Below are 20,715 nucleotides of genomic sequence, written 5' to 3'. Positions count from 1 at the left end.
CAATGATACGCAGGTTTACCAGAAAGTTTGAAAAAATAGCGCTGCTACTGGCCGGTTTGGCCGGTGGTAGCCAGGTTCAGGCTCAGCAGGACCACATGTTTTCGCAGTATATGTTCAACATGATGGCCATGAACCCGGCCTACGCCGGTAGTCGTGATGTGCTCAGTATGACCGCCATGTACCGCAATCAGTGGGGCGGCATCGAGGGGGCTCCGCAGACCACGACATTTACTATTGATATGCCCGTTAACCGGGAGCGGATTGGTCTCGGTTTGCAATTGTTCAACGACCGGATCGGGGAGTACAACACAACGGGGGCGTATGCTTCTTACGCCTTTCGAATCAAAATGGGTAGTCGTTCAACGCTGGCCCTGGGGATTCAGGGCGGAGCCAGCAGTTTTCAGGCCGATCTGGCCAAGGTCCGAACCGATCAGGGCGGAGACCCGGCTTTTGCCCAGAATATTTCCAAGATTCTGCCCAACTTCGGAACCGGGATTTATCTGAGTAATGATAAATCATACATCGGGATTTCCGTTCCGCAGTTGATCAAGAACAAACTGACGGACTATGATTCCGGGGTGCAACGGGCCACCCAACGGCGTCATGCGTATGCCATAGGCGGTTTTGTAATTCGACTCAGTCCGGCTTTGAAACTGAAACCGTCCACACTGGTCAAATACGTGGAGGGCGCCCCGCTGGGCATCGACGGGAATCTAAATCTGTGGCTTGCCGACCGCGTTTCGGTCGGTGTTTCGTATCGCCGGAATCAGTTTAATAGCTACGAAAGTGCCCGGACGAATGGTAAAGTGTATGACCAGGATGCCATTGTCGGGATTGTGGAGGTGCAATTGTCGGATCAGTTTCGCATCGGATACGCGTACGATTATATGTTGAATACCCTACAGACCTTTCGGTTGCCTTCCCATGAGTTTATGGTCCGGTATGAACTCGGTTTTGGCAAAAATAAAATCCTGACACCCCGCTATTTCTGATAATAGACCGCCTGGAAATGACACGATTTCTCCGAACGGCTCGGCATTGAAATGCCGATGTGGTACTGGCTCCAAACGCGCTGGGGTTTGGAGCGAGGGAGTTCAGTCATGCTTTCTTTTTCCAGCGAACCGCCGGGTGTGGAAACAGATGACCGGTGATCTTACGATGTCGCCAAAATCGAAGCTATGCGTTGTTTTTACCTGTTTTGCTGCCTGATCGTTGTCTCGGTCGGTTCGGCCATGGCACAATCGTTGTTGAAACAGGCCGATCGTCAGTTTGACCGGCTGGCGTATAGCAACGCCATCGACTTGTATGAACAGGCACTAAACCGGACTAATTTATCGGAAGAGGAACGATTGGGCACCCTATCGCGATTGGGGTATTGCTACCGGCAGGTTCGGGACTCGCAGAACGCCGAACGGGTTTACCGGAGCCTGATTGGTCAGCTCGGAAAACCGACGTCTGACTTTGTCTCCTGCTACCTGTATTATGCCCAGGCGCTGGCCAGCAACGGGAAGTACAAAGAGTCGCAGGAGGTGTATGAGCAATACAGTACGTACCAGCACGACGACCAGCGGGGTAAGCAGTTTTCCCGACTGTATAACGACCTCAGCATCTTATCCCGAAATCCCGGAAATTACCAGATTGAGTACCTGGAGATGAATACCAGCCGGGCGGAGTTTAGCCCGATGTATTACAAAGACGGGCTGGTGTTTGTGACCAACAAGCGGCAGGGAAACGCACTGAAGCGGGTTTTTAACTGGGATAATTCGGCATTTCTGGACTTGTATTATATGCCGGATGCTACGGCAATGGGCGAAACGGTCGCCAGTTTGGGAGGGGCACGCGTGACGCTGAAAAAGAAAGGATCCCGTTCTGCCCGAATATTGGGTGAAGATGAATACACCGACCGAACGGCGAACGACAGCCGGACGCTGGGATTCAGCAACGGCGCAACTAGTCAGGCTGAGTCGGGTTTGGAAGAAGGGAAGGCAGGGGGAAATGCTCCCTTTGGCCGGACGCTGAATACTAAATACCACGAAGGGCCGGTGGCGTTCACCAAAGACGGAACAAAGGTTTTTTTTACCCGAAACAACTATAACAATGGAAAATACCGGGAAAGCTCCGACGGTATCAATAAGTTAAAATTATACGTTGCTGAGGAAAAAAAAGGTGCCTGGAGCCGGGCAGAAGAATTACCGTTCAACAGTGATGAGTACTCGACCGGGCATCCGGCACTAAGCCCCAATGATAAGCTGCTGTTTTTTGCCTCCGATCGACCCGGCGGTTTTGGCGGGACAGATTTGTACGTCGCCCGGTTTGAGGAGGGGAAATGGTCGGAGCCGGTAAATCTGGGCAATAAAATTAATACAAAAGGGAACGAAATGTTTCCGTTCATCGATGACCGGGGCAATTTGTATTTCTCCTCCGATGGTCATCCCGGTTTGGGCGACCTTGATATTTTTTATGCCCAGCTTACGGAAGGAACCAGTGCTAAATCCGTACAGAATGTTGGCGAACCGCTGAATTCATCGAAGGACGATTTTGGGATTGTAACCGACGGTGCCCGGATGCTGGGATACTTTAGCAGCAACCGGGCCCGGGGCGGAAGCGACGATGATATTTACCGGTTTCGCCGGGAAGGGTCGTTGTATGCCTGTCGCGAATTAACCATTCACGTCCTTGATTCCCAGACTAAACAGCCCCTTGGGAATTCTCGTCTGGACATTGATCAAAAAGAGGTGCAGGACGGGAAGCGGGAGACGCAGACCGATGCCGAAGGGAATATTCGGATTTGCCTGGACCCGGACAGTGATTTCCAGATTGCGGCTTCCCTGACGGGTTATCAAACCAACCGACTCGGTTTTTCGACCAAAGGGCTCACCGACGACCAGCCGCTTCGTTTGGAAATCCCCCTTAATTCCGTTCAACTCGCAGCGGCAGCGCCCCTTAAAACCAAAATCCGGGGCCGGGTTCTGACGCATACGGAGCGGCAGCCCATCGACGGCGTGGAGGTGATTTTACGGAATCTGTGCGATAGCACGGTATTGGAAATGGTCACCGGGGCCGATGGCGGGTATGAATTTCTGGTCGATCCGGGCTGTGAATACGTGGTAGAAGCCCTCAAAGACTGCATGGGAACAACCGGCGCTCGAATTTTGCCCGTCGCCAATGCAACGACAGAGTTGACCATGTTTCGCGAAGGTGATATCATCGAAATCGATAATATTTATTACGACCTCGATAAATGGCATATCCGCCCCGACGCAGCCATTGAAATGGACAAACTGGTGGCTTTGATGAAGAAATACCCGGCCATGCGGATCGAAATGCGGTCGCATACCGACAGCCGGGGCTCGGCGGCTTACAACAAAATGCTTTCTACCCGGCGGGCCAGAGCCGCCGTGTCGTATCTGGTTAAGGGCGGTATTTCGGCCCGGCGAATGACGGCTACAGGATACGGAGAGCAGGTGTTGCTGAACAGTTGTAAGGATGGCGTGAGCTGCACCGAAGCCGAGCACCAGCGCAATCGCCGGACAGAAATTAAGATTCTTCAGGTTGAATAACTTTATTTGTACTTTCGTACACCCAACGATCTGTGTGAATGATTCGACGGCTTTTCTGGAAAACGGCTCTCCTTAGTGTCTTCCTGGTACTCGGACGCGAAACCGCCTGGGCGCAGCGCGAGGTCCTTTATTCGCAATACCTGACCAACCCACTGACCATTAATCCGGCCTTTGCCGGCGCTCGGGAAAGTCTGACCATGACGGCCATTTTTCGGCGGAAATGGTTTAGTCTTCGGGGGCCGGGCATCGGCATTACGCAGGCATTCGGTGCCGATGGGCCGCTGGCCGGGGGGAAAGTCGGGCTTGGCCTTCAGGCCCTCAACGACCGGATGGGTTTGTACTCGGCGACCGGTTTTTACGGCAGTGTCGCCTACCGGATTACGTTGCCGTCGATGGCCAGACTGTCGTTCGGCGGGTCGGGGGGCATCAACGTCCTGCCGATTTATGACCCTACGAATGTGACCTCGATTAACAAGGCTTTACCAAGTTTTGGCGCGGGGGTCTATTACGAAGCGGAGCAGTTTTGGGCGGGGGTTTCGATGCCCGAACTGGTAAACCGTCCTTTAAACCTGGGCACAGGTCAAAGTATGGCCCTTCGTTACCAGCGCCCCTTGTTCATCAATTTCGGGGGAAAGCTCAAGGCGGGGGAAGGCATTGACTTTATGCCCTCCATTCTGCTGACCCAGCAGTCGGGCTTTCCGTTGGGAATCGACCTGAACGCCAAAGTGTGGCTGGAACAAAAGCTGGGAATCGGCTTGTCGTACCGGGCCAATAACAGCACCCTGCTCAGCAACCTGAATTATTTCGTGATTCTGGCGGAATACGAGCTGTCGCCGAGCATTCGGGTGGGCTATACATACAACAGCCAGCAGGTTGAAAACCCCTTCTCATACTTCCAGAAGAGCGTGCATGAACTGGTGTTCCGGTATACACCGAGCCCAATCCGGTTTCAGTACAAGTAATTAAATGGCATACGGTTTTCTGTTTACGGGATAACGTGCTTATCGGATTGCCGTAAACCGTATACCAAAACCGACTCATATGAAAGTCTCCGGATTTAGCTTTATCCGAAATGCTATTCAGTACGATTATCCGATTGTCGAAGCCATCCAGTCAATTCTACCGCTATGCGATGAATTTGTGGTGGCGGTTGGGCAGTCTGATGATGAGACACTGGCCTTGATTCAAGCCATTCCGTCGGATAAAATCCGGATCCTGGAAACGGTCTGGGACGATTCCCTGCGGGAAGGCGGGCGCGTCCTGGCCGTAGAAACCGATAAGGCACTGGCCGCCGTTGCGCCGGATTCGGCCTGGGCGTTTTATATACAGGGGGATGAAGTACTGCACGAAAAATACCTGCCCGTCGTTCGCGATGCGATGCTTAACTACCAGGACGATCCATCGGTGGAAGGGTTGTTGTTCAACTATCTGCATTTTTACGGCTCATACCGGTATGTGGGCGACTCGCGTCGATGGTATCGGCGCGAAATACGGATTGTCCGTAATAATGGCAATATCGTCGCTTATCGGGATGCCCAGGGGTTTCGCACCCGTGATAACCACAAACTGAATGTCAAACTGATCGACGCGGTTATCTACCATTACGGCTGGGTAAAACCGCCTGACAAGCAGGTGGATAAATTAAAAAACTTCGGTCGGTACTGGCATGACGACACGTACATGGCCCGCACGCGCGAAGAACTCAAAGGATTTGATTACCGGGGTGTCGATTCACTGGCGTTGTTTCAGGAAACCCATCCGGCCATCATGCAGCCTCGCATCAACCGCATGAACTGGCAATTCAATTTCGATATTCGCCAGAAGAAATTATCCTTCAAAAACCGGTTTCTGAAATTCATCGAAAACCTGACCGGTTGGCGAATCGGGGAATACCGGAACTATAAACTAGGCTAAACAAGCAGCCCCACCAATCGGTGAGGCTGACGGAAAACGCCCTACTTTTTCCGTCGGTGATCTTTTTTCATCGTTTCCAGCTTTTCCTGATGGCGTTCTTCCGCTTCTTCGACGGAATGGGAAGCGGTGATTTTAGTGTCTTTTTTGGCTCGTTCAACCAAAATCGTAAAGTAACGGTGCAGCGCCTGCAATTCGGCCTCCGATAAATCTTCGATGTTCAGCAGTCGATTGCTGGCCCCATCGTGCGCGGCAATCAACTCATTCAACTTGAGTTGAATAGCCATGGAATCCTTGTTCTGTGATTTCTGGATCAGAAACACCATCAAAAACGTAATGATGGTGGTGCCGGTATTGATGACCAGTTGCCAGGTGTCGGAATACCCAAAAACCGGCCCGCAGATCAGCCAGATCAAAATGGTCAGCAGGGCGAGTAAAAAAGCCTTGGAACTACCGGTGGCTTTGGTGACAGCGGTCGAAAAATGCTCAAACTGGGCGGTGAAGCCTTTCTTTTTCATGGTAAGATTCTGTTCAAATGAATAGTGAGCAGAGATACGTATTCCCAGCCATTAAACCAGCTGTTTTCAGGATTTTAATTTCCCATCCCTGCCGACGGGTCACATACGTAAAGACGAGGTTTTCATCCGTTTTCTGTTCATGCTGAAACCTCTTTTTCATCTGCTGGCAGGGTTGTGAAACGGACCGTTTTGCGGCTTGCTCAATGGGAATTATCGCTGCGTGACGAAAGCCTTCGTATCGGTTACGGATGAATGGTCACTATGGGCATCTGGGTGCTGGCAAGTAGTTATCTATCAGTAAGATAGGTGTTGTTTCTGAAGGGTGGGCATACGGAGAACCAATTCGGAGTGGTTGGTGTATGTAAAGTATGGCAAAATCTCCCATACCTGACTTTACCGGACGCGTGACGAGTGAAGGGGGAAAAAACGATCAGCTTTCCTGGAAAGATCGATTTGCGGCTTTAACCAATCTTCCGGCATTTTTTCACATGATCTGGCAGGCATCCCCGGCCCTGTTTCTGGGGAACGCGGCTGTGCGGCTGGTGCGGGCGGCCCTCCCGGCTTTGATGCTGTACATCGGGAAACTGATTATCGATGAAGTGATCCGGCTGTCGAACCATACCGGTAGCGAGGCAAACGGGCTCTGGACACTGGTGGGCGTCGAATTTGGGCTGGCAATTCTGTCGACAGCGCTGGGGCGACTGACCAGCCTGATTGATGGGTTGCTGGGCGATCTGGTGACGAACAAGACATCGATCCGGCTCATGGAACACGCGGCCACGCTCGATCTGGAGCAGTTCGAGGATGCCACGTTTTATGATAAACTTGAGCGCGCCCGGCGGCAAACCACGGGTCGATCGTTTCTCCTTTCCGGGGTGTTTGGACAGGTGCAGGAACTGATTTCGATCGGTTTTCTAGCAGCTGGTCTGGCGGTTTACAATCCGTGGCTGCTGTTGCTGTTGTTGCTGGCTGTGATTCCGGCGTTCATTGGCGATAATTATTTTAACCAGAAAAGTTATTCTCTCTCCCGAAGCTGGACGCCTGAACGGCGCGAACTCGACTACCTGCGGTTTGTGGGGGCGAGTGATGAAACCGCCAAGGAGGTGAAAATCTTTGGGTTATCGAATTTCCTGATCGACCGGTTTCGGACGTTATCCTGGGAATACTTCCGGAAAAACCGCTCGCTGGCCATCCGCCGGGCGGGCTGGGGGACAGTGCTGACGGTGATTGGCACCCTGGGGTATTACGGAGCGTACGTCTGGATTGTGGACCGGGCGGTCCGTGGCACCATTTCGATTGGCGACCTGACGTTTCTGGCCGGATCGTTCCGGCAGTTGCGCGGGTCGATGGAAGGCATTCTGCTGCAATTCAGTAGTTTAACCCAGGAAGCGGTTTATTTACAGGACCTGTTTGATTTCTTTGCTATCAAACCGCTGATTCATTCCCCGGAAAAATCGCTGCGGTTTCCTGAAAAAATTCAGCACGGTTTTGTGTTTGAGAATGTCGGTTTTAAATACACGAACTCGGAGCGCTGGGCGTTGCGAAATCTGAGTTTTACGCTAAAACCGGGTGAAAAACTGGCCCTAGTGGGCGAAAACGGGGCAGGGAAAACCACCCTGGTAAAGCTCCTGGCCCGGCTTTACGACCCCGCCGAAGGCCGGATTCTGCTCGATGGACACGACCTGCGTGATTACGATTTGCTCGATCTACGCCGAAACATCAGCGTGATTTTTCAGGATTACGTCCGGTTTAAAATGTCGGCAGGGGTCAACATTGCGGTGGGGGATATCGACGCGCGGACCAACCAGTCCCGCATCGAAAACTCGGCCCAGCGGAGTCTGGCCGACACCGTTATTGCGAAATTGCCGGGCGGTTATGAACAACAACTGGGCCGGAGTTTTGGCAAAGGAGTGGAATTGTCGGGCGGGGAGTGGCAGAAAGTGGCCCTGGGCCGGGCCTACATGCGCGATGCCGAAGTATTGATTCTGGATGAACCAACGGCGGCTCTCGACGCCCGGGCCGAGTACGAGGTATTTCAGCGGTTTGCGCGGTTGACGGAAGGCAAAACCGCCGTCATTATCTCCCACCGGTTTTCCACCGTTCGGATGGCCGATCGGATTCTGGTGCTGGAAAGTGGAAACCTGCTGGAAATTGGCAGTCACGCTGAATTGCTGGAAAAAGACGGCCGGTACGCCGAACTGTTTCAGCTGCAGGCCCGGGGCTATCAGTAAGCGGCTGCCGGAGAAAAAACCGCCTTACACCAGAAAACCGAGGAACAAACCGGCAATAATCAGCAGGTAGGGGGGGATTTTGGAAAATTCCAGCAGGAGGATTGTCAGCACGACCACCGTCACCGAGGTCCAGTTTTCGGACATCGGCTGAAAAAACGAAATAGCCGCCGAAGCGGTCAGCCCCGTACTGGCGGCATTGATTCCTTCGAGCGAAGCGCGCACCGCGCGGTATCGTTTCAGTTGGTTCCAGAACCGGTACACGAAGAAGATCAGGAACGTACCGGGCAGGAAAATACCGGCCGTAGCCGCAAAACCGCCGAGCAATTGGCCACTCAGTCCGTCATTCCGCATCGATAGCAGACCGATGTAGGAAGCAAACGAAAAGTTCGGTCCGGGCGTCACCTGCACAATTGCCAGCCCCGAGAGAAATTCCTGCCGACTAAGGTAGTGCTTGAATTCCACGAATTCGTTGTAGAGCATCGGCGTCAGCACCTGACCACCGCCGAACACCAGGCTGCCGTTGCGGTAAAAGTTCTCGAACAACCGCAGGGGGAGCCATTTGGTAACGGCCCCCACCGTAGCGGCCGCAATCAGCACGCCAATCCAGAGGAAAAAGTTAGCCCACCGAATCCGGAAGGGGGCTTTCTCCATGATTTCCTGTTTTTTGTAAAAAAACGCCGTGGCAAAACCGCCCGCAACCAGCACCACGGGCGTAATGTACGGCGAAGGAAAAGCGTACGCCACGAGAACCGAAACCGTAGCCAGGACGATATCGATCTGATTCTGAATAACTTTTCGGGCAAGCCGGTAACCCGCCACGATCAGAAAACCGACAGCCATGGGCTGGATAAACCGGGTGAAATTCAGCGAGATGGAATTTTGCTGCACATAATAGATGCCGATGCCTGCCAGGGTCATGATCAGTACGCTCGGCAACGCCCAGACAATCAGCGTGAGATAGGCGAGGTTAGGGCCACCGATTTTAAAGCCTAAGGCCGTAATGGTCTGCGTAGAGGTTGGTCCCGGCAGGATCTGACAGAGTGCATTTAATTCCAGCAGTTCTGCTTCGGTCAGGTAGCGACGTTTGGCCACAAACCGCTCCAGCATCAGGGCCAGGTGGACTTGCGGCCCCCCGAAGGCGGTGCAAGCCAGAATCAGGACGTCTTTGAGGAAAATAAGGTAGCGTATGCGCCTTACCGGGGCGATGGGAGGGAGAGTAGGAAGGTAAGAGGCCATACACGAAAGTTAAATTCTGTCGCACCGCAATCCGCAATGCCTTTACAAACAGAGAGTCACGATGCGACAAAAAACGTTGTAAATCGAAGGCACACCTTCGAATCTACCCCTTTTTCAAACCCAGTTCCCGCAAACGCTCGTCGAGAAAAGCACCGGCGGTCATGTCTTCGTAAATCTTCGGATTCTCGGCCGACACGCAGCTTTCGAGGCAGGTCAGGTCCATTTCGCTCCGGGGATGCATGAAAAACGGAATCGAATACCGGGGGCTGTTCATCTTCTCGCGGGGTGGATTTACCACGCGGTGGATGGTCGATTTGAGTTTGTGGTTGGTCAGCCGGTCGAGCATATCCCCAACGTTCACAATTACCTGGTCGGGCAGGGCCGTAATCGGAATCCATTTGCCATCGCGACGCAGCACTTCCAGCCCTTCGGCGCTGGCACCCATCAGCAGCGTTATCAGGTTAATGTCGCCGTGCGCAGCCGCCCGAACCGCTCCTTCCGGCACCAGATCGGGGTTCAGCGGAAAATAATGAATAGCCCGCAGAATGCTGTCGCCGTGGGCAACTTTGTCTTCAAAATACGCTTCGGGGAGGTCAAGGTATAAGGCAATGGCCCGGAGGAGCATCCGGCCCGCGTTTTCCAGCGTTCGGTATGTCGCCAGGGTGTTTTCCCTGAAATCCGGAAATTCGTCAGGAAAAATATTGTCCGGCATGCCGTTGATCGGTTCCGGCTGGCCGACATGGTAAAACTCCTTCAGATCGGCCACCTTAAAGCCCTTGGCGGTTTCCTTGTTCTTACCAACATAGCCGCGCTGGCCGTGCAGCTCGGGAAATTCATATTTCTGTTTGGTCGCGGAGTCGGCGGAAAAAAACGCCTTGACCGAATCATAAAGCTTATCGGTCAGCTCGTCGGTCAGACCGTGGTTTTTGATGGCAACGAAACCGATGTTGTGAAAAGCAGCTCCCAAATCCCGGACAAACCGGGCCTTCCGGTCCGGGTCGCCACTGGAAAAATCGGCCAGATCCAGCGATGGAATCTGGTCATATAAAATATCGCTCATGGTGTTGATGATCTTCTGTGTAGCAGCGCGCTAAGTTACTAAAAAAGCGTACGGGATTACCATTTTTTATCCGGACCGAGCAGGAAATACCCGGTTGCCGGTTTCAAAATCGGTAATCCCGTACGCGGCTGGAATCTAATCAGCCTTTTGCGGCTGCATTGTATAACGCATTGACTTTCGACCAGTTAACCACGTTCCAGAACGCCGTAACGTAGTCGGGCCGACGGTTTTGGTATTTCAGGTAATAGGCGTGTTCCCAGACATCGAGGCCCAAAACCGGGGTGCCCTTTTTCTCGGCCAGTGCCATCAGCGGATTGTCCTGATTCGGCGTCGAGACGATGTCAATATTCTGACCGTTGACGATCAGCCACGCCCAGCCCGACCCAAAACGAGTGGTAGCGGCTTTGGCAAATTCTTCCTTGAATTTGTCGAATGAACCGTATTTCTTGTTAATGGCATCGGCCAGGTTGCCGGAGGGCTGTTTGCCTCCGCTGGCACCCAGAATATTCCAGAAAAACGTGTGATTCCAGTGGCCCCCGCCGTTATTGCGAATGGCCGCGGGAGTGCTGTTATCTATTTTTTTTACCAGTTCATCGATCGACAGCGACGCCATCGGCGAGCCGGCAACGGCCTTGTTCAGGTTATCGACGTAAGCTTTGTGGTGTTTACCGTGGTGGATTTCCATCGTTTGCTTATCGATATGCGGTTCCAGAGCCCCCGCGTCGAACGGCAGCGGGGCCAGCTTAAAGGGCCCCTCGGCCTGTGAAAAACCCGCGAAGGCGGATGTTTGAAAGGCTTTCAGGGTCAGGGCACTGCCAAAGGCCAGTTTTAAGAACTCACTGCGATTCATATCCAGATTGTTTGAGGTGAGACACTCGGTTTGTTGGAAAACACACCCGAATCCGCAATGTTTTCGGGCGTCGCAAAGAAAGCGACTTTTTCGGAACAAATGATACTGAATCTGGTTTCCGTTCGCTCAAGAGTAGGAATCCGGTGCGGTGGAAACCGCCGATGTTCCTTATTTTTACGGCTTCAGTAAACAACACCCGAAATGAATCGCCTTTTACCTCCTTTGGCCGTGGTCTTCACGGTTTTGCTCAGTTGCTGCGTTCATCCGAAAGCTTTTTCACCTACTACAGGCCGTATCCGTACGGTTTCACTACCGACCGCTTCTGCCCAGCTGGAACGCGGGCGTTACCTGACCAACCACGTGGCGGTTTGTCTGGACTGTCATTCCAAACGGGATTACAACCGGTTAGGGGCCCCGGTGATTCCCGGTACCCTCGGCGGGGGCGGGGAGGAGTTCGGGAAGAACTACGGACTGCCCGGAACCTATTACGCCAAAAACATTACTCCCTTTGCATTAAAAAGCTGGAGTGATACGGATATCTTGCTGGCCATGACGGCGGGTGTCTCGAAAGCGGGAAAACCGCTGTTTCCCCTGATGCCGTATGCGAATTACGGGAAAATGGACGAAAGCGATGCGCTCGCGATTCTGGCCTACCTGCGGACACTGGACCCGGTGGAGAATGTTGTCTCGGCTTCCAGACCGATTGCCCCCCTGAAACTGGCCATGAAGCTGATGCCGCACAAGGCCCGGTTTCAGCCCGCACCGCTGGATAAAACCGGCGTTGAGTATGGGCGCTATCTGGTCACAATGGCTGGCTGTGCCGACTGCCACACGAAACGGGGCCTGGGCGGTTTGTCGAAGAAAGCGGCCTTGGCCGGAGGAACTGAAATCAAAGTAAAAGGGGGCATTCTGCGCACGGCCAACATCACGCCTGATCCGGAGACCGGCATCGGTTCCTGGACGAAAGCCGATTTTATCCGCCGGTTTCAAACCTACGACCCCGCTTCGTTCAAAGCCCCCGAGGTGGGGAACGGATTTAATACCGTGATGCCGTGGTCGCTATACGCCGGAATGTCGGAGCAGGATTTGGGGGCGATTTATGCGTATCTGAAAACCGTCAAACCGGTCAGGAACAAAGTAGACATTTTCAGCCCCCACTGAGCGGGTAACTTATTCATACGTAATCCGGCTGAGAATACTGCGTCCCAGCGTGACTTCGTCGGCGTATTCCAGATCGCCACCAATAGGCACACCGCGGGCAATGGTCGAGATTTTGACGGGAAATCCTTTCAGTTTTTTCTGGAGATAGAAAGCCGTGGTATCGCCCTCCATCGTGGGACTGAGGGCCAGAATCACTTCTTTGACCGGATCGCTATTCGGGTCACGCAAACGGTCGATCAGGGTGTCGATTTTTAAATCACTGGGGCCAATGCCTTCAACGGGGGAGATAATACCCCCCAGTACGTGGTACAGGCCTTTGTACTGCGCCGTGTTTTCGATGGCCAGGACATCGCGCGTATCTTCCACAACGCAAATCAGCGAGCGGTCGCGCTTGTGGCTGGCGCAGATGCTGCAAAGGTCATGATCGGAAAGGTTATGGCATTTCCGGCAATGTTTGACCTTCGAGCGCATGGCAACGAGGGTTTCGGCCAGGCTCTGGGTTTGTTCTTCGTCGCGTTTTAATAAATGCAGCACCAGCCTCAGGGCGGTTTTCTTGCCAATCCCCGGCAGCTTAGCCACTTCAGTAACCGCGTCTTCTATCAGTTTGGAAGGAAACTCCAAGTGAGTTAAGGATTATGAGTGAAGAGGTAAGTGTGAAGAGGTAAAAGTGTGCGTCAGCCAACTTAATTCTTCACTTTTACCTCATAACTATTTTAGCACTTCGGCGGAAATGCCCCGGCGGCAGATTTCGTTTCGTTTGGGAACCAGTTCTTCCCAGGAACCATTTTTAACCCGGCATTTGCCTTTATAGTGGATGATGATCGTGCATTGTTCGGCCTGTTCGGGCGTGTGTTCACAGACATCAATCAGCGTATCAATTACGTGATCGAATGTATTCACATCGTCATTGAAAACCACCAGATTGTATAAATCAGTAGCAATCACATCTTCCAATACATCGACGTCGTTTTCTTCGAACGGTTGCATTACACGAATTTTCTTGTTTGTTTAGCAAATTTACGAAATTTTGGCCGCTTTTACCACGTTTTTAGAAACTGTGGAATAAACAAAAACTTCCAAAAGTATAACTTATTGTTTACCTAAAAAGTTGCCCCTCGCGGTATGAATCCCAACATTGCGTTAACAATCCTGGTTGCCTATTTCGCCATGCTCATCCTGGTCTCCTGGTATACCGCCCGTGGGGCCGACACCAATACGTTTTTTACGGCTAACCGGCAGACTCCCTGGTACTTAGTGGCCTTTGCAATGATTGGTACATCCCTGTCGGGGGTGACGTTTATTTCGGTGCCGGGGGCCGTCGGTACCAAAGCATTTTCCTACTTTCAGGTCATCCTGGGCAACATCGTCGGCTACTACGTCATTGCGACGGTTTTGATGCCGCTGTATTACCGGATGAACCTGATTTCCATTTATGGGTACCTGGAAAAACGGTTCGGTTTCTGGTCCTACAAAACCGGGGCGGGATTCTTTCTGCTGGCCCGGACGGTGGGTTCCGCCATCCGGTTATATATCGCGGCCGGTGTCCTGCAAATTGCCATTTTCAACAGCTTCAACATTCCGTTTGAAGTTTCGGTGGCCATCACCATTCTACTCATCTGGTTGTACACCTTTAAGGGTGGGGTGAAAACCATTATTGTAACCGATACGCTCCAGACCACGTTTCTGGTGATGGCGGTGGTGTTGACCATCATTCTGATTTCGCGGGATTTGGGACTGGGTTTTGGCGATATGGTATCGACAATAGCCCAAAGTGATTATTCGCAGATTTTTTTCTGGGATGCCGACGATCCGAAAAATTTCTTCAAGCAATTTATTTCCGGGATCTTCATTGCCATCGTAATGACCGGTCTGGATCAGGACCTGATGCAGAAAAACCTGACCTGCAAAAATATTGGGGAAGCCCAGAAAAACATGCTCTGGTTTACGGTTACGTTTTCCATCGTCGTTTTCCTGTTCTTATCATTGGGCGCTCTGCTCTATACCTTTGCCCAGTCAAAAGGAATCCCGATTCCGGCCAAAACGGATGATTTATATCCGCTCCTGGCGCTGAATCATTTTGGTTTGGTGGTCGGTATCATGTTTTTGCTGGGCATCACGGCCGCCACCTACGCCAGTTCCGACTCGGCGCTGACGGCCTTGACGACGTCCTTCTGCATTGATTTCATGAACGTCGAGGGACGCCCCGAAACCGAACGCGCCCGCATTAAACACTGGGTGCATATTGGCTTTTCGGTGTTGTTTTTCGTGGTCATTATCCTCTTCAACCGCTTGAACAGCCAGGATGTGGTGACGGCGGTTTTTGACCTGGCGGGGTATACCTACGGCCCCCTGCTAGGGTTGTACGCATTTGGATTGTTCACCAAACGGCCCGTCCGCGATGGCTGGGTGCCGCTCATCTGTCTGGCTTCACCCTTCCTGACGCTGTACGTCAACAACCATTCGGCGGAATGGTTGGATGGCTATAAGTTTGGCTTTGAACGCCTGGTGCTGAACGGTTTGTTTACGTACCTTGGGTTATGGGCGGTATCGCGGAAAAGGACAATGGCTGACCCGGTGGCGGTTTGATCGCTGGAGGAGATAATAAAAATACTTAACGGATTTAACGCCAATTATGAAACAGTTACTCGTATTCAATACCCTTTTTCTCCTCGCCGGACTTGCCTTCGGTCAGAAAACCGTCGCGGTCAAAAGCACCTGGACCACGGCCACCACGTTTGCCGATCAGGCCGCGGCTGGCAGTGCGGGCGAAGTCTACCTGGAGAGTGCTAAAATTCACGCCCTGGCGACGAACAATGCCGATAAACTCTTTCTGACCATTCAGCTGGGCAACGATCAGGACCAGTTCAAGGCGCTGTTGTTCGGCAGCACCATCTGGCTCGATCAGAAAAGCAAGAAAAAGAACCGGAAAGGCATTCAATTCCCGCTTCCGGAGGAACTTGATCCGGCGACCGGCCGACCGTTGTCGATGGGTGCCAAAACCGGCCCGACGGATCGGAGCGTGATGATGAAACACCTCATCGATCGAAAAATCGAGATGAAACTCATCCGGCTCGTGGCCGAAGACGAAATGCTGGTGTCGGCCACCGGTGACCCCTCGGGTATTACGGGCAAGGTGGAGGAGAAAACCGGTCGGCTGGTATACCAGATTGCCATTCCGCTGACCCTGATCGGCGGCAAACCGGGAGCCGACACTTCGCTCGAAATCGGGTTTGAAACCGGGGTGCCTGAGCGACCCAAACAAAAAATGGATTCGGGCACGATGAGTCCGGGCATGGGGGGCATGTACGGTGGTGGTATGTACGGTGGCGGCATGTACGGCCGTCGGGGTATGTACGGCGGAGGGGGCGGTTTTAGCGGACCAACCATTGCGCCAACCCGGTTTGCCATGTCGATTCAGCTGGCAGCACAATAAGGTGTACCGGTCGGATCTGGCCTGCTGGGCAAGACCAGATCCGGCCCGTGCAGAGGGCGCAACGGGCTATTCAGGGCCAAAACCGGGTATGTTGGCTGGATGCACTGTATGGATTCGAAAGGGTAACTTGAATATTTTGACAATTAGTAGAATATTTTTAAGGATATCGTATATTTGAATAAATTTTACCCATTTTAGGGATTGTGAAACGGTTTATCTCCTTCGGTTTATTCGTCGCCCTGCTCTATCACATGATGGGACACCTGCTGGTGTTGCTCAGTGTACAGTGGCAGGAACAGCACGAACTGTCGGAGCGGTTGACGGTTTACTCCTCCGTAGACCATATTGTAGAATTCCAGATTCCGCTGCAAAAACACCCGAATGAAGCCATTCTGACCCAGCAAAAGAAGGAAGGGTTCAAATACCGGGGCAGCTTCTACGAAATTGTAAATCTGGACGTTTCGGGCGATACCCTGCACATCACCGGTTATGTGAATAAAACCAAATCGTTCTTTCAACGTGATTTGCTGTCCTTTGTGAAAGAACAATTCTCCACCGACGCGTCCGAAACCACCAAAAAGGCCCATAATCTGCTTAAATTACTCCTGAAGGAATATTCGCCCATCCATAAGGCCCGTACCTGGTTTTTCCTGTACGACTGGCGGGAAAAAGCAGTACAAATTCCTTCTTTTTTTGCATCCTTGTTAACCCGCAGTCTGCCGGTTTTTTCTCCTCCCCCCGAGTTGTTGTCTTGATTTTTCCGGATTGACTTCTGCGTTCCTGCGATTGGCTACGTAGATAAGTGTGTGCATTTGTTCATGGGTACAGTCTGGTATGAACCATCGACATTTCTGCCCTGGCAGCCGATGGGTATCCGGAGTAGTCAATCCTGTGTCGTTTCCACGTACTGGACGGCTGGTACACGCATTGTATGCGTCTGTTGGCCTATTCGTGACTAATTAAAGACAAAGACATTCAACTACATGAAAACGTTTTACCGGATTTCACTGGCAATCGGTTGCCTAACCATATTCCATTTTCAGACTTTTGCGCAAGGCTGTGTGGCCGTTCGGCACATGAGCTGTGCCTTGCCGGGTACGGCTTCGTCGGCCGATTTTTTCAAACAGCGGACCGGACGCTGGCAGGTCAATATGGGCTATCGGTATTTTCGCTCATTCCGGCATTTTAAAGGGGATGTTGAGCAGAAAGAACGGCTGGAGCAGAATACGGAGGTAATTAACCTTTCGCACGCGCTTGACCTCGGCATTACGTACCTCGCCACTCCTCGGCTGTCGTTTACGGTGAATCTGCCGCTGCAGTACAACGACCGCTCGTCGTTGTATGAGCACTATGGGAATGCCGTTTCGGTTAATCCTGATCAAAAGCGTTTTCACACGTATTCGAAAGGCATTGGCGATGTGCGGATTTCGGGGAGCTACTGGCTGGTCGATCCGGCTAAACAATCGCGGGTCAATCTGGCGCTGGGGGCAGGCATCAAGCTGCCGACCGGCAATCCGGGTGTAACCGACGATTTCCACAAACTGGACAATGAAAAGCGCGATTACGTAGTCCATAAACCGGTCGATCAATCCATTCAACTGGGCGATGGTGGTGTCGGGTTGAGCATCGAAGGGCAGGGCTACGCGCAACTGACCAGTGGGCTGGTTGCCTATGTTTCCGGGTATTACCTGTTCAATCCGCGTGAGACCAACAACGTGCTGCGCAATCCCGAATCGACGACCATTGACCCCGTTACGGGTTATTTCTCGGTTGCTGACCAGTTTGCGGCCCGTCTGGGACTGAGTCAGTCGCTGGCGTTTGTGCCCGGTCTGGCGGTCATGCTCGGCGGTCGTGTCGAGGGCATTCCCTCGTCGGATGTATTCGGGGGTAGCCAAGGTTTCCGGCGGCCCGGCTATATCGTTTCCGTGGAACCCGGTCTGTCCTATATGCGAGGCAAGTTCTCGGCGTCGGCCACGGTGCCCGTTGCACTCTATCGCAACCGGATCAAAAGTTACTCTGATAAGCTCGACCCGTTGGGTCTTCGTCACGGCGATGCGGCTTTTGCCGACTATTCCGTATCGGTTTCCTTAAGCCGCTGGTTTTAACCGTTTACGTTCCGATTTGTATCCATATTAACCGGTTGTCTGATACACTGTAGTTGGCAGGTTATCAGCCTGTTCGTTTTTTGTTCGACAGGCTATGCCGGTTTTCCGGCGTGATCAGACGCGGGCTTGACTTCTTTCAGTAATGAAAACTTCCAGTCAACTTATTGTAATACTGTTTATGCTGCTGGTTGGCAGCGCCCAAGCCCAAATGCCGCACGATGCCATTTACATGGGCAAAGGACAAATCTGCGTGGCCGGTATGTACGGAAAGAGCACCTGGGACGAGTACTGGGAAAATTCGCTCAAACGCTCCAATTCGAACATCGGAACGCATACAACCCAAAACGTCATGCTGATGCCTGCCATCGGGATCGGAAAAGGACTGAATGTGATCCTGAGTCTGCCATACGTCTGGACCGAAACCAGTGCAGGCAACCTGCTGGGGCAGAAAGGCTTGCAGGATTTGTCGGGCTGGCTGAAGTATCGGGTGCTGTCTACCCACGGTTTTTCGCTGCACGCGGTGGCCGGGGCATCGATTCCGATGGGCAACTACGTGCCGGATTTTCTGCCGATGTCGATCGGACTCCAGTGCCGAACCGTTTCGGGACGGCTCATTGCCAACTACAAACATCCGCAAACCGGGCTTTACCTGAATGCCCACGGTACTTACATGTGGCGGAGCAAGATCAAGGTGGATCGCGACGCTTACCAGGCCGACGACCGTGTGTATAACAGCCACGAGGTCAGCGTGCCGAATTCGTACGATATGGGACTGCGTCTGGGCATTTTGCGAAAGAAATGGCAAACCGAAGTCTGGGCCGAACGCACCTCCTGTACCCACGGCGATTACATCCGGCGGCACGATATGCCGTTTCCGACCAACAACATGCAGGCAACGACGGTAGGCTGGTACGGCAAGTTCCAACCCAACAAAATTGGGGTGAACGCCCGCGTAGGGTACGTAACCGACGGACGGAACGTAGGACAAAGCACGAGCTTTATGGTCGGAGTCCTGTATCAGTTCAAATTGTGGAATAACCAGTAAGGCGTAAAAGGACGGTTGAAGCCGTCACATCAGCATCTGTAACCAGTAAAAGCATGAAAACGTATATCAAATCAGTACAATCGGCGGCTTGGATAGTCAGTATGGCGGTCGTTCTGGTTTCCTGTGATAAAACGATTGATGAACCGCTACGGTCCGCGTATGCCCCGACTTCGGTGGACGAAAATGCGGGCACCTGGAAAACCTATATTCTGACCTCTTCATCCGAAGTAGCGGTGCCGGAACCCAGGGCGGTTTCTTCGCCCGAATACATCGCCGAACTGGCCAGTCTGAAACAGAAAGCGACCAGTCTCACGAAGGAGCAACGGGAAGCGGTCGCGTATTGGGGAACCGGTGCGGTCTACCGCTGGAACGAAATCGCCCGTGAATTGTCGGCGCGCTACAACCTTCCCCCGGCCTACAATGCCGAAGGGAAATACCCGGTGCCGGATGCGGCCAATCCACTGGCCGATCCGAAATTCCCGTTTGCCAATCCGCCCTACACCTCGCGGGCGCTGGCCTACCTGAGCGTGGCGCAGTACGATGCCCTGGTAGCCGCCTGGAATTACAAGTACAAGTTCAAACGGACGGCCCCTTCGAAAACCGACGCGACGATTCCGGCGGCCTTGCCGGTTTCCACCATTCCGACTTACCCGTCGGAAGATGCGGTGGTGGCGGCTGCTTCGGTCACGATTCTGAAAGCGATGTTTCCGGGAGAGGTTCCTTTTCTGGAAGCCAAGCTGAAAGAACACCGGGAAAGTCGTCTGTGGGCCGGTATGAACGTAGAAAGCGATCTGGCGGCCGGGGTTGATCTGGGCAATGCGGTGGCGGCTAAAGTCATGAACCGGGCCCGGACCGACGGAATGGGAGCGGCCAACAACCAGACGCTGACGGCAGGCATGATTGAAGACGCCAAAAAACGCGGCTTACGGGAAGCCTGGGTAAGTCAGGAGATACCGTTGCGTCCGCCCATGCTGCCCAATTACGGCGCCGTGTTGCCCTGGAATTTCGACAAGGCAACGGTCGTGGCCCTTCGGGCGGTACCGCCCCCGCCCCTCGACAGCCCGGATTTCAAGAAAGACCTGGATGAACTGAAGAACATTCAGAAAAACCAGACGCGCGAACAGGCCCGGATTGCCAATTACTGGGCGGATGGTGCGGGGAGCTATACGCCCCCCGGACACTGGCACCGCACGGCTGCGAACGTCAGCCACGAAGCGAAACACAGCGAAGTTCGGATGGCCCGGACGCTGGCGTTGCTGGGAACGGCCGAGATGGATGCGGCCATTGTTTGCTGGGAAACGAAGTATTATTATTATTTCCCGCGTCCGCAGCAATTTGGGGTGAAAACCTCCGTCGGTTTGCCCAACTTCCCGTCGTACACCTCCGGCCACTCCACGTTCTCGGGCGCTGCCGCTACGGTTCTGAGCTATATTTTTCCCGACAAGGCCAAAATGTTTGCCGATCAGGCTCAGGAAGCTTCCGTATCCCGGATTTATGGCTTGATTCACTATCGTTTTGATTGCGAAGTAGGGTTGAAGGCAGGGAATGAAGTCGGGCAATATGCCATAAATCGGGCCAAAGCGGACGGGTCAGGAATCTAATGAG

18 protein-coding genes are annotated in these 20,715 nt (G+C 53.0%); 12 read left to right on the top strand and 6 right to left on the bottom strand.

What is annotated here, in order from left to right; all coding sequences use genetic code 11:
* The first annotated feature begins 2 nt into the window (after window positions 1-2).
* From ACFPMF_RS20270 to ACFPMF_RS20255, 4 genes are all read left to right on the top strand, one after another.
* Window positions 3-992: a PorP/SprF family type IX secretion system membrane protein gene (locus ACFPMF_RS20270; RefSeq protein ID WP_379848560.1), complete on the top strand. Its 990-nt coding sequence runs from the start codon at window positions 3-5 to the stop codon at window positions 990-992.
* Between the two features lie 186 nt (window positions 993-1,178).
* A complete protein-coding gene (locus ACFPMF_RS20265; protein ID WP_379848559.1) occupies window positions 1,179-3,560 on the top strand; it encodes an OmpA family protein in 2,382 nt (793 codons plus the stop codon).
* Between the two features lie 38 nt (window positions 3,561-3,598).
* Complete coding sequence (locus ACFPMF_RS20260) at window positions 3,599-4,522, top strand: PorP/SprF family type IX secretion system membrane protein (RefSeq protein ID WP_379848558.1); 924 nt, start codon at window positions 3,599-3,601, stop codon at window positions 4,520-4,522.
* Window positions 4,523-4,601: 79 nt separating this feature from the next.
* Window positions 4,602-5,474 carry a glycosyltransferase family 2 protein gene (locus ACFPMF_RS20255; protein ID WP_379848557.1) on the top strand — a complete coding sequence of 291 codons (873 nt, stop codon included), beginning with the start codon at window positions 4,602-4,604 and terminating at the stop codon, window positions 5,472-5,474.
* Window positions 5,475-5,515: 41 nt separating this feature from the next.
* Here ACFPMF_RS20255 and ACFPMF_RS20250 read toward each other — a convergent pair whose 3' ends face one another.
* Window positions 5,516-5,989 (bottom strand): low affinity iron permease family protein, encoded by a 474-nt coding sequence (locus ACFPMF_RS20250; RefSeq protein WP_379848556.1) that lies wholly within the window; start codon window positions 5,987-5,989, stop codon window positions 5,516-5,518.
* 368 nt (window positions 5,990-6,357) lie between these two features.
* Between ACFPMF_RS20250 and ACFPMF_RS20245 the strand changes: the two genes are divergently transcribed.
* Window positions 6,358-8,220, top strand: a complete 1,863-nt coding sequence (locus ACFPMF_RS20245) for an ABC transporter ATP-binding protein (RefSeq protein WP_379848555.1) — start codon at window positions 6,358-6,360, stop codon at window positions 8,218-8,220.
* Between the two features lie 24 nt (window positions 8,221-8,244).
* Here the strand turns inward: ACFPMF_RS20245 and chrA are convergent, their stop codons facing one another.
* The 3 genes from chrA to ACFPMF_RS20230 form a co-directional block, all read right to left on the bottom strand.
* Window positions 8,245-9,456 carry a chromate efflux transporter gene (gene chrA, locus ACFPMF_RS20240; protein WP_379848554.1) on the bottom strand — a complete coding sequence of 404 codons (1,212 nt, stop codon included), beginning with the start codon at window positions 9,454-9,456 and terminating at the stop codon, window positions 8,245-8,247.
* A 103-nt stretch (window positions 9,457-9,559) separates the two neighbouring features.
* Window positions 9,560-10,516 (bottom strand): isopenicillin N synthase family dioxygenase, encoded by a 957-nt coding sequence (locus ACFPMF_RS20235; RefSeq protein WP_379848553.1) that lies wholly within the window; start codon window positions 10,514-10,516, stop codon window positions 9,560-9,562.
* A gap of 139 nt (window positions 10,517-10,655) precedes the next feature.
* On the bottom strand, window positions 10,656-11,366 hold the full coding sequence (locus ACFPMF_RS20230; protein ID WP_379848552.1) for a superoxide dismutase: 711 nt from the start codon (window positions 11,364-11,366) through the stop codon (window positions 10,656-10,658).
* A gap of 201 nt (window positions 11,367-11,567) precedes the next feature.
* On the opposite strand from ACFPMF_RS20230, the gene ACFPMF_RS20225 reads away from it, so the two are divergent.
* Window positions 11,568-12,527 (top strand): c-type cytochrome, encoded by a 960-nt coding sequence (locus tag ACFPMF_RS20225; protein ID WP_379848551.1) that lies wholly within the window; start codon window positions 11,568-11,570, stop codon window positions 12,525-12,527.
* A 9-nt stretch (window positions 12,528-12,536) separates the two neighbouring features.
* On the opposite strand, the gene recR is transcribed toward ACFPMF_RS20225, so the two are convergent.
* Both recR and ACFPMF_RS20215 read right to left on the bottom strand, forming a co-directional pair.
* Window positions 12,537-13,148: a recombination mediator RecR gene (gene recR / locus ACFPMF_RS20220; protein WP_379848550.1), complete on the bottom strand. Its 612-nt coding sequence runs from the start codon at window positions 13,146-13,148 to the stop codon at window positions 12,537-12,539.
* 87 nt (window positions 13,149-13,235) lie between these two features.
* Window positions 13,236-13,514, bottom strand: coding sequence for an ATP-dependent Clp protease adaptor ClpS (locus ACFPMF_RS20215; protein ID WP_379848549.1), 279 nt, complete (start codon window positions 13,512-13,514; stop codon window positions 13,236-13,238).
* Between the two features lie 135 nt (window positions 13,515-13,649).
* Here ACFPMF_RS20215 and ACFPMF_RS20210 point away from each other — a divergent pair, with 135 nt between their 5' ends.
* The 6 genes from ACFPMF_RS20210 to ACFPMF_RS20185 all read left to right on the top strand — a co-directional run bounded on the left by ACFPMF_RS20210 (window position 13,650) and on the right by ACFPMF_RS20185 (window position 20,711).
* Complete coding sequence (locus ACFPMF_RS20210) at window positions 13,650-15,113, top strand: sodium:solute symporter (protein ID WP_379848548.1); 1,464 nt, start codon at window positions 13,650-13,652, stop codon at window positions 15,111-15,113.
* Window positions 15,114-15,159: 46 nt separating this feature from the next.
* Entirely contained in the window at window positions 15,160-15,960 is an 801-nt protein-coding gene (locus ACFPMF_RS20205) for a hypothetical protein (protein ID WP_379848547.1), read from the top strand.
* Between the two features lie 203 nt (window positions 15,961-16,163).
* A complete protein-coding gene (locus ACFPMF_RS20200; RefSeq protein WP_379848546.1) occupies window positions 16,164-16,715 on the top strand; it encodes a hypothetical protein in 552 nt (183 codons plus the stop codon).
* Between the two features lie 228 nt (window positions 16,716-16,943).
* Window positions 16,944-18,065, top strand: coding sequence for a hypothetical protein (locus tag ACFPMF_RS20195; RefSeq protein WP_379848545.1), 1,122 nt, complete (start codon window positions 16,944-16,946; stop codon window positions 18,063-18,065).
* A gap of 142 nt (window positions 18,066-18,207) precedes the next feature.
* Window positions 18,208-19,110, top strand: coding sequence for a hypothetical protein (locus tag ACFPMF_RS20190; protein WP_379848544.1), 903 nt, complete (start codon window positions 18,208-18,210; stop codon window positions 19,108-19,110).
* A 53-nt stretch (window positions 19,111-19,163) separates the two neighbouring features.
* Window positions 19,164-20,711 (top strand): vanadium-dependent haloperoxidase, encoded by a 1,548-nt coding sequence (locus ACFPMF_RS20185; protein ID WP_379848543.1) that lies wholly within the window; start codon window positions 19,164-19,166, stop codon window positions 20,709-20,711.
* Window positions 20,712-20,715 lie beyond the last annotated feature (4 nt).

It is taken from the genome of Larkinella bovis, from assembly GCF_042655385.1.
Lineage (GTDB): Bacteria > Bacteroidota > Bacteroidia > Cytophagales > Spirosomataceae > Larkinella > Larkinella bovis.
Note: the sequence above shows the minus strand (reverse complement) of the source record. Positions and strands in the feature narration are given on the sequence as shown.

Excerpts from the sequence above, each read along its gene's own strand:
- ACFPMF_RS20270 (WP_379848560.1), top strand. The coding sequence starts at position 3 with ATGATACGCAGGTTTACCAGAAAGTTTGAAAAAATAGCGCTGCTACTG.
- ACFPMF_RS20265 (WP_379848559.1), top strand. The coding sequence starts at position 1,179 with ATGCGTTGTTTTTACCTGTTTTGCTGCCTGATCGTTGTCTCGGTCGGT.
- ACFPMF_RS20260 (WP_379848558.1), top strand. The coding sequence starts at position 3,599 with ATGATTCGACGGCTTTTCTGGAAAACGGCTCTCCTTAGTGTCTTCCTG.
- ACFPMF_RS20255 (WP_379848557.1), top strand. The coding sequence starts at position 4,602 with ATGAAAGTCTCCGGATTTAGCTTTATCCGAAATGCTATTCAGTACGAT.
- ACFPMF_RS20250 (WP_379848556.1), bottom strand. The coding sequence starts at position 5,989 with ATGAAAAAGAAAGGCTTCACCGCCCAGTTTGAGCATTTTTCGACCGCT.
- ACFPMF_RS20245 (WP_379848555.1), top strand. The coding sequence starts at position 6,358 with ATGGCAAAATCTCCCATACCTGACTTTACCGGACGCGTGACGAGTGAA.
- chrA (WP_379848554.1), bottom strand. The coding sequence starts at position 9,456 with ATGGCCTCTTACCTTCCTACTCTCCCTCCCATCGCCCCGGTAAGGCGC.
- ACFPMF_RS20235 (WP_379848553.1), bottom strand. The coding sequence starts at position 10,516 with ATGAGCGATATTTTATATGACCAGATTCCATCGCTGGATCTGGCCGAT.
- ACFPMF_RS20230 (WP_379848552.1), bottom strand. The coding sequence starts at position 11,366 with ATGAATCGCAGTGAGTTCTTAAAACTGGCCTTTGGCAGTGCCCTGACC.
- ACFPMF_RS20225 (WP_379848551.1), top strand. The coding sequence starts at position 11,568 with ATGAATCGCCTTTTACCTCCTTTGGCCGTGGTCTTCACGGTTTTGCTC.
- ACFPMF_RS20215 (WP_379848549.1), bottom strand. The coding sequence starts at position 13,514 with ATGCAACCGTTCGAAGAAAACGACGTCGATGTATTGGAAGATGTGATT.
- ACFPMF_RS20210 (WP_379848548.1), top strand. The coding sequence starts at position 13,650 with ATGAATCCCAACATTGCGTTAACAATCCTGGTTGCCTATTTCGCCATG.
- ACFPMF_RS20205 (WP_379848547.1), top strand. The coding sequence starts at position 15,160 with ATGAAACAGTTACTCGTATTCAATACCCTTTTTCTCCTCGCCGGACTT.
- ACFPMF_RS20195 (WP_379848545.1), top strand. The coding sequence starts at position 16,944 with ATGAAAACGTTTTACCGGATTTCACTGGCAATCGGTTGCCTAACCATA.
- ACFPMF_RS20190 (WP_379848544.1), top strand. The coding sequence starts at position 18,208 with ATGAAAACTTCCAGTCAACTTATTGTAATACTGTTTATGCTGCTGGTT.
- ACFPMF_RS20185 (WP_379848543.1), top strand. The coding sequence starts at position 19,164 with ATGAAAACGTATATCAAATCAGTACAATCGGCGGCTTGGATAGTCAGT.